Here is a 14,246-nt window from a genome sequence, read left to right on the forward strand (position 1 = left end):
GGCGTGGGGAGGGGGCGGGCCCAGGGAGTGGCCCGCCTCCCCGGCCCGCCACTCCCTGGGCCCGCCCCCTCCCCGCCTCTCAGGTGGTTCAGGCAGAAGCCTCGTTCAGAAGCCTCAGTTCCGCCTCCGTGAGCGTCAGGTCGCCCACCGCCAGCAGCGCCGGCAGCTGCTCCACCGTCCGGGCGCTGGCGATGGGGGCCGCGACGGTGGGCTGGGCGGCGAGCCAGGCGAGGGCGACGGTGGCCGGCTCGGCCTCGTGGGCGGCGGAGACGGTGTCGAGGGCCTGGAGGACGCGCCGGCCCCGGTCGGTGCCGGCGTACTTGGCCGCGCCGCCGGAGCGAGCGCTGTCGACGGTGGTTCCCGGGCGGTACTTGCCGGTCAGAAAGCCGGAGGCGAGGGCGTAGTACGGGACCGCGGCGAGGCCGTGGCGGGCGGCTGCGTCGGCGAGTTCGCCCTCGTAGGTGTCGCGGGAGACCAGGTTGTAGTGCGGCTGGAGGGCGACGTAGCGGGCCAGGCCCTCGCGGGCGGAGAAGGCCAGGGACTCCTCCAGGCGCTTCGCCGAGATGTTGGACGCGGCGATCTCGCGGACCTTGCCGGCCCGGACGAGGTCGTCGAGGGCGGTAAGGAACTCCCCGACCTCGACCGATTCGTCGTCGTAGTGGGTGTAGTAGAGGTCGATGTAGTCGGTGCGCAGACGGGAGAGGGAGAGATCGACCGCGGACTTGATGGTGGCGGCGGACAGGCCCTTGAAGTCCGGGTGGGCACCGACCTTGGTGGCGATGACGACCTCGTCGCGGTTGCCGCGGGCGGCCAGCCAGTTGCCGAGGACGGTCTCGGATTCGCCGCCCTTGTTGCCGGGGACCCAGGCCGAGTAGACGTCGGCGGTGTCGATGAAGTTGCCGCCACCCGCGACGTAGGCATCGAGCACGGCGAAGGATTCGCTCTCGTCGGCCGTCCAGCCGAAGACGTTGCCGCCGAGCGACAGCGGGGAGACCGAGAGCGAGCCGAGGGACTGACGATTTCGGGGGGTGTGTGTCGCGGTCATGTGTGGTGGCAACGTCCGGGGGAGCGGAGTTATTCCTTCCGCTCCCCCGGACGCCTCCGGCGCCCCGCGACGCCCCCGGACGCCAACTTCCGTCCGGCATACGCCCGTTGGGGCCATGTGTCACACACCGGTGCCGTACCGCACACGCCGGTGGCGCGTCACACGCCGATGCCGTACCGCACACGCCGATGCCGTACCGCGCACGCCGGTGGCGCGTCACACGCCGATGCCCCGCGTCACACGCCGAAGACCATGCGTCACACGTCGATGCCGTGATCGCGCAGCCACGGCATGGGGTCTATCGGATCGCCGGCGTCGGGGCGCACCTCCAGGTGGAGGTGCGGGCCGGTGACATTGCCGGTGGCGCCGACGCGGCCGATGACATCGCCGGTGCTGACCTTGCCGGAGGTCTTCACCATCGAGGACAGATGGCAGAACCAGAGTTCGGTGCCGTCGTCGAGGGTGAGGACGATGCGGTAGCCGTACGAGCCGGCCCAGCCGGCCTGGGTGATGGTGCCGGAGTGCACGGCCTTGACGGGAGTGCCGGTCGGCGCGGCGAAGTCCTGCCCGGTGTGGTCCGCGGCCCAGCGGTCGCCGGCCTGGCCGAAGCTCGCGGTGAGCGTGAACGAGGAGACGGGAGCGATGAAGTTCTTCGCGAGCTTGGCGAGGCGGGCGGCCTCCGCCTTCTGACGGGCCGCTTCTTCGGCCTCGCGCTTGGCCTCCAACTCGGCCGCCTTCTTGGCTGCTGCGGCCTTTTCGGCCGACTTCTGGTGGGCGTCGGCTGCCTTCTCGGCTGTCTGGAAAGCGGCGTGCTCGGCGGCCTCACGGGCCTCCTGCTCGGCGGCGCCCTGCTGCGCGTCGGCCTGCTGGAGGATGCGGCTGCGCAGCGCCTCGCCGACGTCCGCGCCCGAGCCCGTCCGGGTGACCTGGGTGAAGGGCCCGGTGGCGGCCGGAGTGGCCGCCTCGTCCGTTCCGGCTCCCGGGGCCGCGTTGCCGGCCGCGGCGGAGTCCGGGCCCGAGGCCGCATCCGCGTCCGAGTCCGTGCCCGCGTCCGATATGAGGTCACCGACGCCGGGGAGCGACTTGGCGTCCGGCAGCTTGTCGGCGAGGTCGTCGGCCATTCCGCCGACGTCGGGCATCGAGATCGGAACCGGAGGGCGGCCCTCGGCCGTGGCCATTCCGCCGGCACCGACCGCCGCGATGACGCCGACGCCCAGGACCGTGCCACCGCGGGCGAGCCCGCCGCCACGCTGCTTGGCCACCCGGTGCTTGCCGCGGACCGAGCGGACGGAATCCTCGGTGGGATTCCATTCCTCCCACGGTCCGTCGTTGATGTTGTCCGCATCACCGGGGCCCGGGAAGGCGCCTCGGTCATCGAGGTCGTAGGCGGACGGACCCTCGGGGGCAGGCTTGTTGGACGCCACGGGGGCGCTCTCCTTTCCTTCCTTCTCGCCTACCGGGTTAGCTGACGGGTTCGGAGCAGGAAGGTCTCCTACGGGCGCCCGCTGGCGGAGAGCGTCCGATTCACCCCAAGGAAGTGGTTCCCCGGTTCCCTTGGTGCAGTTCGAGGTGCTGGAGGTGCGTGAAAAGCGCGTGCGGGATTCGGCGTCTGCGCACGGTGCCGCCTCTTGCGACGGCTGGGACGACCGCGCTGCGTTATCGGACAGTAATAGAGAACGCAGGCGAATTCCAAGCCTTCCCGGGATTTCGTAGCGGCTTCGCGGGAGCTCTGGTGGGGACTTTTTCGGCCAGCACGGCCACAAACCGGGCGAGTTGACCGCCCACCCCTAAACGATCTCGCGGCGATTGTGCACCAGTTGTTATGCGGAGGGGTGCCCCTCGGTTACGGAACGTGAGAGCAGTAACGTCGGATCATGGCCGTCAACGTCGGGAACACCGGAAACACCCGTCACGTCGCGCGCGCCGTTGCCGGCACCTGGGGGCTGGCGGAGCGGTACCGGGAGTTCTCCTGGCGTCAGGCGCGGGGGCGGTCCGCGGCGCACGAGGAGCTGAGCGCGCGGATCAGCCAGGATCCGGAGCTCTGCGATCTGCTGTCGGGGTCGCTGCCGGCCGGCGGCGCACAGCAGCCGGAGCTCGTGCTCGCCGCCGTCCGCTATCTCGACGGCCCGCACGCCGAACTGGGGCCGCGCGGCGAAACGGCGTACGGCCGCTGGCGCGAGTGGACGGTACGGCACTGGAACGAGGTGCGTGCGGTGATCATGCAGCGCTCGTCCCGGACCGATGAACCGGCCCACTGCGCGACGCTGCTGCCGCTGCTCGCCCGCCTGCCGCAGCCGCTGGCGCTGCTGGAGGTCGGCACGTCGGCGGGGCTGTGTCTGCATCCCGACCGCTATCGCTACCGCTACCTGTGCCGGTACGAGGACGACGGGGGACGCGGCACCCGTCTCCCCGAGGCAGCGCCGGAGGCAGCGCCAGAGGCAGCGCCAGAGGCAGAGGCAGTGGCAGAGGCGGGCGCGCCGGAGAGTCCGCTGGTGCTGGAGTGCCGCACGGGGTGGACGGCCGACGAGCTGCCCGGCCGGGACCGGATGCCTCGGATCGTCTGGCGGGCCGGTATCGGTCTCGACCCGCTCGACCCGGCCGCCGAACCGGACGATCTGCGCTGGCTGCAGGCGCTCGTATGGCCGGGCGACGGGGAGCGCGCCGCACGGCTGTCCGCGGCCGTCGAGGCGGTGCGGCCGGCGCCGCGGCCACGGATGGTGCGCGGCGATCTGCTCCACGAGCTGCCCGCGCTCGCCGCCGAGGCGCCGCCCGAGGCCACGCTGGTCATCTTCCACAGCGCCGCGCTGGCCGGCCTCGCGCCCGCTCGCCGCGAGGAGTTCGCGTATCTCGTACGGTCGCTGCTGCGCGGACGGCCCGGCGGCGGGCACTGGGTCTCCCACGAGCACCCCTCCGTCCTGCCCTGGATCCCCGCGCCGGCGCGCCGTTCGCCGCACCCGGACGACGCGCGGCTGCTGACCCTCGCCCTGGACGAGCGCCCGGTCGCGCTCACCGGCCCGCACGGTGAGAGCCTGCACCGGCTCCCGGGGACGGAGGGCGTGGCGTAGGGCCTGCCGTAGCAGCGGCCGTAGCAACGGCCGTACTAGCCGGCCGGTAGCAGCTGCTCCACGGCCTGCCGCAGGGCATGGCGAGCCGTGCCGGGGCTACGCCGCCTCATGTCCTCATCGGCCGCTGCACCGCCAACAGGGCCATATCGTCGGCCGGTGCGCCGCCCGTATGCCGTGCGACATCCTCGACGAGCGTGTCCAGGAGGGCGTCCGGGCCCGGGAAACGACGGCCGCGCAGCCTGCTCGCCGGCTGGTAGAAGCGGCCCAGCAGGTCCCTGGCCTCGGTCACCCCGTCGGTGAAGAAGAGCAGCAGGGCGCCGGCGGGGAAGAACGTTTCGTCCGACCGGTCCGGCCAGCTCGCCACCTCGCTCATGCCGAGCGGCAGCGCCGGCACCGCGGGCACCAGCTCACGCAGCCCGCCGTCCACGGTGAGCAGCAGCGGGGACGGATGGCCGCGGTTGAGCACGCGCAGCACGGACTGCCCGTTGGCGGGGATCTCGGCGAGGACGGCAGTGGTGAACCCCTCGAACTGGTCGAGCCCCGCGCGCCGTCCGCCCTCGCGTTGCAGCGCCCGCTCCAGCCGGCCCGCCACCGCCTCCAGCGTCGTCTCCTGCTCCGCCGCCTCGCGGAAGGCACCGATGACGATCACCGCGGCCTCCACCGCCTCCAGCCCCTTGCCCCGTACGTCGCCGACGATCAGCCGTACGCCGTGCGGGGTGTCCTGCACCGCATAGAGGTCGCCGCCGATCCGGGCATCCGCCAGCGCACCCACGTAGCGGGCGGCGACGCCGAGGCCGGCGAGCCGTTCGGGTGGCGTGGGCAGTACGGCGCGCTGGGCGGCCTCCGAGATGTCCCGTACGGAGGCCAGGTGGGCATCGCTCCTTCGGACGAACCGGTTGAGGCCGAGGGCCAGCAGGGCGACCACGAAGACCATGGCGCTCTCCGCCACGGACTCCTGGTAGTCCTCGATGGCGCCGCGATAGGTGACGGCCCAGATCTCGCCGAGCACCGCGGCCAGGGCCGTGAGGGCGGTACCGCGCAGGGACGAGAGCGACCCGGCGATCAGCGGGGCGGCGCAGAAGAAGGGGGCGGCCGTGTAGCCGGCCGGCGTGACGACACCGACGGCGAGGCCCCCGGCGATCAGGAGGGCGGGAAGCAGACGCACCAGGCGACGGCCGGACAGCTCCGGCCGCCGGCCGCGGCGCACCTGTCGCCCTCCGTCGTCCCTGGGGCGCGCTTCGTCCTGGAGCATCCGCACCGGCCTCTTCCCACTCCCGCCCGTCCGTACGAGCACCGTGGTGGCGGCCGCGTCGACGTCCCCAGCGTTTCCGCTACGGCGCCGGTCGGCGAATCGTCCGGGGCCGGACGGGTCACGGCGGGGCCCAGGTCGGCCCCGCAGCCCACCCCTGCGGTTGAACATGACGGGCGCGGTCACCGGATCCGAAGAGACCGTGTCGAGAGCTCGGGGCCTGACCTCAGGGGCTGTGGCCCCTCAGCGAACCTCCGGCCTTCTCACTCCGGCCAACGCCACACCTGTTCGGGGAACTCGCCGATGACGGCCGCGACGGTTTCGGCGAGGGACAGAAGGTCCTCGTAGGTTTTGCGTCCGTACGTCCACCCGATCATGCGGCTCCCCTCGATGCGCCAACCGAACCGGGCGTCGTGCATGACCCGCTCCAGGGCAGACGTGTGGATAAGAGCTGCGAAGCCGGAATCCTCCGAGCAGCACTCGACGAGGTGGGCGCCGATCTCTTTGAGGTCCCTGTGCCAGCCTGGTGTGCGCGGGAGTGCGGGCCGCTTCTGCCGCCCGGTCGGCACCAGTCGGTTGCTGGTGAAGGCGGTGGCCGGGAGAGCGCGGGGCAAGGAGAGCACGGCCACGGAGTACGTCACGGTGACGATCGCCCGGTTGCTGCCGCCTGTGCGATGTGATGCCAGGAGATGGAACAGGCTCACCTCCCGGCCGTGGAAGCTGCCCTGCAGCAGGTTGCGAGCGGACACGCCTTGCGGGCCGAGGCTGAACGGGTAACCGTCACCGTGGAACGTGGCCAGGTAGTCCCGTGCTCTCTTGCGGTAGGTCCACGCCGGGTCGTCCCGGAAACGCTTGATGCTCTTGCGGACTTCGAACACGGTCAGTCATCCGTTGTTTCCGTGTTGACGGCGTTACCGGCGCCGTAGATGACGCCGTCAACGGGAACTTGCTGCCAGCCGGGAAACCCTTCCCGGTCGGTAGCACGGTGCCTGCCGCCGCCGTTGTGGATCTCGTCCCCCACGTGGTTCGCACCACCGGCAGCGGCGCCGGCCGCACCGCTGAAGCCCACGTCCCGCCAGAAGTCCTTGTCCTGCCCTTCCCACATGTCCACCCCGTCTGCGGCGGCCTGTCCGCCCGCGCTGCTCGCCCCTCCCATGGCGATCTTGCCGGTCAGATTCCCGCTGTCGAGCGCCGTGCCGATGGCCGCTCCCGGGGCCCACACCTCTTCGGCAGCGCGCTTGCCGGAATTGCGTGACCAGTTGAGTACCTTCCCTCCGAGGCTGCCCGCACCTTCCGTGATGCCCGTGCCCACCAGCCCGGCCACGGCGGCATCCTGGAGGTCCTGACCGGTGGTCCTCCAGGTGACCTCCTGGCCGGTGACGAGCTTCCCGCCGACGTTGCCGATGAAGTTGGCGCCGGTGTTCTTGCCGAACTCGATGGCGAACTTGAGCAGCTTGCTGTCCGCCATCGCCTCCTTCACCGTCTCCATCGTCTTGGCAACCCTGATCAGGAGCTGTCCGAGCCGGGTGACCTCCGCCGTCGCCTCGGCGATCTCCGCTTCGGCCGCGCCCGCCGCGATGGCGTCGGAGAAGCCCGCGGTCAGTACCGACAGGCCGATGCCGATCGCCACCGTCGCAAGGACCTCCTCGACCACGCGGTGGACCTCGTCGTTGGCCTTCTGGATCGCATCAGCGGTGGTGTCCAGCTGATGGGCCACGGTTTCGAACTGCGGCAGCGCCTTCTCCACCTGGCTCCTGGTGTGTTTCCAGTGGGCGTGGAAGGCGTCGGCCGCGGCGCCGGTCCAGTTGTCGCCAAGCCGGGTGACCTCGTGATCCTGGGTCTCGACCGTGCTCTTCAGATCATGGGCCATGTGCCGCCACGCCTCGGCGCAGGCTCGCAGGACGGACGGATCCCCGCCAGGGTTGAACAGGTTGAAGCTCTTCTCGATCTTCGGCTGCTGCTCATGCTGCCGGTCGCCCATGTCACTTCCCCCCGAACCGCTGCGCCTGCGCGGAATCGGCTCCCTGATAGGAGGCAACGGTGTGCTCAAGACCCGCGGCGTAGTGCCGCAGCCCGGTACTCAGCTGCCGCAGGGACGTCACCGTGTCGCGGGTCATCTCCACGTACTGGGAAAGGACCTCGGTGGACTCGGCCATCACGCCGAAGGCGTCGTCCACGTTCTCCGCACGGGTGGCGAAGGTGCTGATGCGGCCGTCCAAGTGACCGGAAGAGGACGTGAAGTCCTTGGCCAAGGCCGTAACCGGCTCGGGATGTATCGAAAAATGCTCGTGTGCCATCGCAGTCCCCCATGGTGAAGCCGTACATGACCAGTGCGCCCGGCCAACGTAGGCAGCCCACGGCCACGGATGGCGTGCACCAGGCATCGATTTGACGGCCCATTGACGCGATCCAGGGATCCAGCGGACGAGTTCGTGGTGCAGATCAGTTGGTTCGAGTCCGGTCAGCGACGAGGGCCGGCAGGACGGCCGTCAGCTCCGCCCCTCCAAGTGATCGCCTCGCATGACCGCCTGCTTCTCGGGCCGGCAGCGGGCCGGCGCGATCCGCTTCAAGGCCCCGGGACAGACAGCGGCCCCGCCGCCTGGACACTCCGTTCCAGGTGGCGGGGCCTTCGTCTTTGTGGGCCATCAGGGGCTCGAACCCTGAACCAATGGATTAAAAGTCCACTGCTCTGCCAATTGAGCTAATGGCCCGCACCGAGCAGCATAGCCCGAGGATGTGCCGCAGCCCGAAGGCATGAGGGATCGGGCTGCCCGGCGGGGTGCCGCGGGGCCCGTCGGCGCACCGGACGGGGTGCCCCGCTCACCCCTCAACACGCAGGGCCCGTACGGCACTTGAGTGCGTACGGGCCCTGCGGATCAGCGGATGTGATCAGCCGTTGCGCTTCCAGCGCGGCTTGTCGTCGCGGCGGCCGCCGGAGCCGGTCGTGGCGCCACGGTGGTCGTCACGGCGGCCGTACGGACGGTCGCCGCCGGAGCGGTGGCCACCGGAGGCCGGACGGCCACCGGAACGGTCGTCACGGTTGAACGGACGGTCGCCGCCACCGGAGCGGTAGCCACCGGAGGCCGGACGGCCACCGGAGCGGTCGTCACGGTTGAACGGGCGGCTCGGACGGTCGCCGCGGTCGCGGTTGAAGCCACCACCGGAACGGTCGTCACGGCGGTCGAAGGACCGGCCGCCGGAACGGTCGTCACGGCGGTCGCGGTTGAAACCGCCACCCGAGCGGTCGTCACGACGGTCACGGTCGAAAGAACGGCCACCGGAACGGTCATCGCGGCGGTCGCGGTTGAAGCCACCACCCGAACGGTCATCGCGACGGTCACGGTCGCGGTTGAAACCGCCACCCGAGCGGTCGTCACGACGGTCACGGTCGAAAGAACGGCCACCGGAACGGTCGTCACGGCGGTCGCGGTTGAAGCCACCACCCGAACGGTCATCGCGACGGTCACGGTCGCGGTTGAAACCGCCACCCGAACGGTCGTCACGACGGTCGCGGCGGTCGAAGTTGCCCCGGTCGTCGCGGCGCTCGTCCGACGCTCCGGCCTGGGCCGGTACGGCGGCCTCGGCGGCGGCCTCGGCCTCGGCGGTGACGGCCGCGGCGGCAAGCGCCTCGGCCGGGTCCTCGCCCCGCTCACGGGCGGCGCGGGCGGTCAGCCGGTCGGCCTCCTCGCGCAGCTCGGTGGCGCGGCGCTGCAGACGCTCCAGCTCGCGGGTGACCTCGGCCACCTCGCGCTCGGCCTGCTTGGCGGAGTTGTTCGCACCGTCGGCCTGGACCTCGGTGAGCGAGCGCGCGCCGGTGATGCGGGCGACGTCCTCGTCGAAGGCACCGGAGCCGCCGACGATGTGGCGCGAGGCGTCCACGCCCGCGTCCTCCATCAGGCGGAAGATCTGCCGGCGCTGGTGCGGCAGCGACAGCGAGACGACGGTGCCGGACTGGCCGGCGCGGGCGGTACGGCCCGAGCGGTGCAGGTAGTCCTTGTGGTCACCGGCGGGGTCGACGTTCAGGACCAGGTCGATGCCGTCGACGTGGATACCGCGGGCGGCGACGTCGGTGGCGACCAGCGCGTTGACGTAGCCGTCCTTGAAGTCCGCGAGCACCCGGGTACGCGCGCCCTGCGTCATACCGCCGTGCAGCGCGTCGGCCTTCACACCGGACTCGACGAGCTGCTCGGCGATGCGGTCGGCGCCCAGCTGGGTGCGGACGAAGATGATGGTGCGGCCCTTGCGGGCGGCGATGGCGGCGGTGACCGGCGCCTTGTCCTTCGGCTTCACGACGAGGACGTGGTGGGTCATGGTCGTGACGTTGCCCTGGGCGCTGTCGACCTCGTGGGTGACCGGGTTGGTCAGGTAGCGCTTGACCAGGGTGCCGATCTCGTTCTCCATGGTGGCGGAGAAGAGCATCCGCTGGCCGCCGCCGGGGATCTGGTCGAGCAGCTCGGTGACCTCGGGCAGGAAGCCCAGGTCGGACATCTGGTCGGCCTCGTCGAGGACCGCGACCTGGACGTTCTCCAGGGAGCAGGCGCCACGGTTGATGATGTCGCGCAGCCGGCCCGGGGTGGCGACGAGGACGTCGACGCCGCGCTCCAGGGCGTAGATCTGGTTGCCCATGGACGTACCGCCGCAGACGACCTTCATCTTCAGGCCGAGCACGTCGCCGTACGGCTGGAGCGCGTCCGCGACCTGCATCGCGAGCTCACGGGTCGGGGTGAGGATGATCGCGCGGGGCTTCTTCTTCTCGGTGCTGCCGCCGGTGAGCTGGGCCAGGGTCGGCAGACCGAAGGAGAGCGTCTTGCCGGAGCCGGTGCGGCCGCGGCCGAGGATGTCCTTGCCGGCCAGCGCGTCCGGGATGGTCGCGGCCTGGATCGGGAAGGGGGTGGTGACGCCGTTCTGCGCGAGCTTGCGGACGACGCCCTCGGGCAGTCCGAGGTCGGCGAAGGTGACGGTGTCGGTGGCGGCTTCGGCCGCGTCGGTCTCGGGCGCCTCGTCGGCCGCCGTCACCTCGGAAACCGCCTGCTCGTCGAGTGCGGGCATGACGGACTGCTCAGTGGAAATGGACATGCGAAATGCGAAACCTTCCGGAGTCTCGGCACGCGCCCAAACTCCGTGTGTTTCACACGACCGCCTCTATGCGGTCAGCCACGGCAAGGGAGAGAACGCGCCACGCGGCGCGCTTCTGTTCTGGCGCCGGGCAAATGGGATCAAACGATCTACCACCATACGCACTCCGCCCCCCGGATGGCAAATGACCTTCCGGCCCCTGCCGTCCGCCCCCTGACACCCCCGGCCCGCGCCAGGCTGCGCACCCCCGCCGGCACCCCTCACGCCACGCCGACACGCGCCTTCCGCCCCCTACACACCTTCCGCCCCTCAGCTCCCCGTTCCCTCCTACGCCTCTTCGCTCCTACGCCTCTTCGCTCCTATGCCTCTTCCCCGTACGCATCCGACTGCGACTGTGACTGCGACGGAGACATCGGCGAGACGGGAGACGGTCCGGACGCCTGGGAGCTCGGCGGCGGAGGGTTGCTGGGCGGCGGGGTCGGCTGCGCGGTGGGCGTAACGGGCGGGGGCGAGGCCGGCGGGGTGGGGCGGTCGGGGCGGGACGGCGTGGGCTTCGGGTGCCCGGGGAGCCCGCCGTGACCGTCGGAGCCGCCGTGGACACCGCCCGCTCCCGGCTCGGGGCCCGACGGCTGCACGGGCTGGGACGGCTCACCGGGCCCGGACGGCGTCGGTTTCGCACTCCCCGGCTTCTTCTTCGCCTTGTCGTCGCCGGCCGGACGCCCGGCGCCGTGATGGCCCATCCGCCGCGGCCCGCCGCCACGGCCGTCCACGGTCACCCCGCCGGGGCCGGGCAGCCCGCCCTCCCCGTCGTGCCGCGCGGTACTGCCGGACGGTCTCGGTTTTTCCGGATCGCTCACGCTCATACAGCCCGCCAGCGACGCGGCCAGCGCGGAGACGGCCACGGCGGCGGCGACGGCACGGGAGTGCCTGCGGCGCGCCGGCGGACGCGATGAGGGGGCAGGGGCAGGGGGGACGGACGGCGACAGGGACGGTGTCGGCGTCAGGGACGAATGGCAGGGGCTCGGGCGCACGGCGGGACCTCCGGATCCGGAGCGCAGGGACAGCGGCACGGACTCCCTGCCCAACTCCCGCTCCCCGCCCGAGGACACGCACCCGGCCCGGCCGATCGCGCCGACCGGGCCCGGGGACGTCCCCGGCCGTACTAGCCGTAGCCGAGCGAGTGCAGCCGCTCGTCGTCGATTCCGAAGTGGTGCGCGATCTCGTGAACGACCGTCACCTCGGTCTCCGCGACCACGTCCTCACGTGTGTCGCACATCCGCAGCGTCGGCCCCCGGTAGACGGTGATCCGGTCCGGCAGCACCCCCGCGTACCACTCCCCGCGGTCGGTCAGCGGCGTCCCCTCGTACAGCCCGAGCAGGTCGGGATCGCCGGCCGGGGGCTCGTCCTCGACGAAGACCGCCACGTTGTCCATCAGCCGGGTCAGCTCCGGCGGAATCCGGTCCAGCGCCTCGGCGACCAGTTCCTCGAACTCCTCGCGCGTCATTTCCAGCACACCACCATTCTCCGCCACCCGGACCCACCACCGATCGTCGCGTCCCGCCCGCCACTCCGCACCCCAACCGGAAGCCACCGCTCCCCGCATAGCGGTGCCACCGGCCGGGCATACGGGACCAATGGCCCGCGCCGCGCGCTCCCGGACACCGCACCCGAACTCCCCGCGCAACCCGCCGCACCGGCTGCTGTTCACCTGGCTCCACGGCGTACCCGCACTGCCCGCAGCCGTCCGCCGCGCCTACCGCTCCCGCCGTACGGCGCCGGCCGCGCCCGTCCTCGGCCCGTCGCGCTCCTTAGCCCACCCGGCCTCCGCCACCCTGCCCGGCGCCGCCCCGCGCCGCCCCCTGCGCTCCGCCCTCGGCCTGATATCCGTGGCCGTCCTCGGCGCCTGGCTGGGGCTGGTCCTGATCGGCGGCGTCCACGCCCCCGTCGGCCCGATGGACACCAGCATGGCGCTGCGGCCCTCGCTGACCGGCGGCACCCGGATCGATGTCCCACCCCTCGGCGACCTGGAACTGAGCAGCCACTACGCACCCGTATCGCTCGATGTCGATGTCGACCGGCTGGACCCGGTCCGCTCCCGGGCGCTGGTCGACCACCCCGAGCGGTTCGCCGGCCTGCAGGACGAGGTCACCCATGACGTCACCCGCGGCGCCCTGGGGCTGGCGCTGCACTCCGCCGTCGCCGTGGCGTCCGGCGCGACCGCGCTGAGCCTGGCCGTCCACCGCCGCCCGCGCCGCGCGCTGGCCGCCGGAGGGCTGGCGCTCGCCCTGCTCGCCGCCTCCGCCGGCACCGCGTACGCCACCTGGAACCCCCGGTCCGTACTGGAGCCGAAGTTCTCCGGGCTGCTCTCCTCGGCCCCCTCCGTGGTCGGCAACGCGCGCAACATCGTCAGCGAATTCAACGTCTACCAAAAGGAGTTGGCGCGCCTGGTGACCAATGTGACCAAGCTCTACGACGCCACCTCGACGCTGCCGGTCTACCAGCCCGACCCCACCACCATCCGGGTGCTGCACGTCTCGGACATCCACCTCAACCCCGGCAGCTGGCGGATCATCGCCTCCCTGGTGAAGCAGTACCGGATCAACGTGATCATCGACACCGGCGACACCATGGACCACGGCTCGGCCGCCGAGAACCATTTCCTGGACCCGGTCTCCACCCTCGGCGCCCCGTACGTCTGGGTGCGCGGCAACCACGACTCGCGCGGCACGCAGAAGTACCTGACCGGCCGCCCCCACGTCACCGTCCTCGACCACGGCAGGGCCGTCCGTGTCGCCGGCGTACGTCTCGCGGGCGTCGGCGACCCGCAGTTCACCCCGGACCGCTCCGTGGTGGCGGCCGGCGAGCCCGCCGAGCGCACCGCCGGCGGCCGGCTCGCCGACTCGCTGCGCACCCAGCGGCTGGCCGGCACCCCCGTCGACATCGCGCTGGCCCACAACCCCACCGCCGTGACCGAGGCGGACGGCCTGGCCCCGCTGGCGCTGGCCGGCCACCTCCACCACCGCGAGATCACCACGCTCCCCCAGGGCACCCGGCTGATGGTCGAGGGCTCCACGGGCGGCGGCGGGCTGCGCGCGGTGCAGAACAAGAAGCCCGCACCGGTCGAGGCGTCGGTGCTCTACCTGGACCGGACGACGAAACGGCTGCAGGCGTGGGACGAGATCACCCTCGGCGGGCTGGGCCTGTCGCGGGCCGAGGTCAGCCGCCACCTCCCGCGCGAGAACCAACCCGGCGCCGCGCCCTCGCCGTCCGGCGCCCCTCACTCGTCCGGAGCCTCTTCCGGACCTTCTTCCGGGGCCTCTTCCGGACCCGCGTACGGCCCGCTTCCGCGCCCGGCCAGGAGCCCTTCCGGCGGCCCCCGGTAAACCGTTTTGGCGAACGGTCCTCCCATCCCATATGCTTCTCACGTCCCCGACGGCGCCGGTAACGACGCCAAGGTGGCCACCAGCCCTCATCGTCTAGTGGCCCAGGACGCCGCCCTTTCAAGGCGGTAGCACGGGTTCGAATCCCGTTGGGGGCACGCATCACCGTGTGCGAGACTGGTTCACGCCGCTTTCGCACAATGCAAGGTCCTGTGGAGCAGTTTGGAGTGCTCGCCACCCTGTCAAGGTGGAGGCCGCGGGTTCAAATCCCGTCAGGACCGCTGCGGCTGGGTAGCTCAGTTGGTACGAGCGATCGCCTGAAAAGCGATAGGTCGCCGGTTCGACCCCGGCCCCAGCCACACCCTTTGGGAGAAGGCCCCGATTCCAGGAATCGGGGCCTTCTTCGTGTCCCTCCATTCCCTCCATTCCGT

Annotated in this window: 11 protein-coding genes, 4 tRNA genes and 1 riboswitch; of the genes, 5 read left to right on the plus strand and 10 right to left on the minus strand. The window is 71.7% G+C overall.

Annotation, left to right across the window (positions count from 1 at the left end):
* Positions 1-88 precede the first annotated feature (88 nt).
* On the minus strand, positions 89-1,045 hold the full coding sequence (locus tag ABR737_RS21555; protein ID WP_328385993.1) for an aldo/keto reductase: 957 nt from the start codon (positions 1,043-1,045) through the stop codon (positions 89-91).
* Between the two features lie 257 nt (positions 1,046-1,302).
* Positions 1,303-2,469, minus strand: coding sequence for a M23 family metallopeptidase (locus tag ABR737_RS21560; protein ID WP_350251756.1), 1,167 nt, complete (start codon positions 2,467-2,469; stop codon positions 1,303-1,305).
* Between the two features lie 11 nt (positions 2,470-2,480).
* Positions 2,481-2,627, minus strand: a riboswitch (cyclic di-AMP (ydaO/yuaA leader).
* Between the two features lie 292 nt (positions 2,628-2,919).
* On the opposite strand from ABR737_RS21560, the gene ABR737_RS21565 reads away from it, so the two are divergent.
* On the plus strand, positions 2,920-4,110 hold the full coding sequence (locus tag ABR737_RS21565; protein ID WP_350251757.1) for a DUF2332 family protein: 1,191 nt from the start codon (positions 2,920-2,922) through the stop codon (positions 4,108-4,110).
* A 106-nt stretch (positions 4,111-4,216) separates the two neighbouring features.
* On the opposite strand, the gene ABR737_RS21570 is transcribed toward ABR737_RS21565, so the two are convergent.
* From ABR737_RS21570 to ABR737_RS21605, 8 genes are all read right to left on the minus strand, one after another.
* On the minus strand, positions 4,217-5,362 hold the full coding sequence (locus ABR737_RS21570) for a PP2C family protein-serine/threonine phosphatase (RefSeq protein WP_350251758.1): 1,146 nt from the start codon (positions 5,360-5,362) through the stop codon (positions 4,217-4,219).
* A 260-nt stretch (positions 5,363-5,622) separates the two neighbouring features.
* Positions 5,623-6,237 carry a hypothetical protein gene (locus tag ABR737_RS21575; protein ID WP_350251759.1) on the minus strand — a complete coding sequence of 205 codons (615 nt, stop codon included), beginning with the start codon at positions 6,235-6,237 and terminating at the stop codon, positions 5,623-5,625.
* Positions 6,238-6,239: 2 nt separating this feature from the next.
* A complete protein-coding gene (locus ABR737_RS21580) occupies positions 6,240-7,340 on the minus strand; it encodes a WXG100 family type VII secretion target (protein ID WP_350251760.1) in 1,101 nt (366 codons plus the stop codon).
* 1 nt (position 7,341) lies between these two features.
* Positions 7,342-7,656 carry a WXG100 family type VII secretion target gene (locus ABR737_RS21585; protein ID WP_350251761.1) on the minus strand — a complete coding sequence of 105 codons (315 nt, stop codon included), beginning with the start codon at positions 7,654-7,656 and terminating at the stop codon, positions 7,342-7,344.
* A 341-nt stretch (positions 7,657-7,997) separates the two neighbouring features.
* Positions 7,998-8,070: transfer RNA gene (locus tag ABR737_RS21590), tRNA-Lys, on the minus strand.
* A gap of 178 nt (positions 8,071-8,248) precedes the next feature.
* Complete coding sequence (locus tag ABR737_RS21595) at positions 8,249-10,435, minus strand: DEAD/DEAH box helicase (protein WP_350251762.1); 2,187 nt, start codon at positions 10,433-10,435, stop codon at positions 8,249-8,251.
* 359 nt (positions 10,436-10,794) lie between these two features.
* A complete protein-coding gene (locus ABR737_RS21600; RefSeq protein ID WP_350251763.1) occupies positions 10,795-11,337 on the minus strand; it encodes a hypothetical protein in 543 nt (180 codons plus the stop codon).
* A gap of 260 nt (positions 11,338-11,597) precedes the next feature.
* A complete protein-coding gene (locus ABR737_RS21605; RefSeq protein ID WP_350251764.1) occupies positions 11,598-11,948 on the minus strand; it encodes a metallopeptidase family protein in 351 nt (116 codons plus the stop codon).
* 121 nt (positions 11,949-12,069) lie between these two features.
* Between ABR737_RS21605 and ABR737_RS21610 the strand changes: the two genes are divergently transcribed.
* The 4 genes from ABR737_RS21610 (at position 12,070) to ABR737_RS21625 (ending at position 14,174) form a co-directional block, all read left to right on the plus strand.
* Positions 12,070-13,818, plus strand: a complete 1,749-nt coding sequence (locus ABR737_RS21610; protein WP_350251765.1) for a metallophosphoesterase family protein — start codon at positions 12,070-12,072, stop codon at positions 13,816-13,818.
* Positions 13,819-13,900: 82 nt separating this feature from the next.
* Positions 13,901-13,973, plus strand: a tRNA-Glu gene (locus ABR737_RS21615).
* 48 nt (positions 13,974-14,021) lie between these two features.
* A tRNA-Asp gene (locus tag ABR737_RS21620) sits at positions 14,022-14,096 on the plus strand.
* Between the two features lie 4 nt (positions 14,097-14,100).
* Positions 14,101-14,174, plus strand: a tRNA-Phe gene (locus ABR737_RS21625).
* Positions 14,175-14,246: the final 72 nt, after the last annotated feature.

It is taken from the genome of Streptomyces sp. Edi2 (assembly GCF_040253635.1).
In the GTDB taxonomy this organism is placed as follows: domain Bacteria; phylum Actinomycetota; class Actinomycetes; order Streptomycetales; family Streptomycetaceae; genus Streptomyces.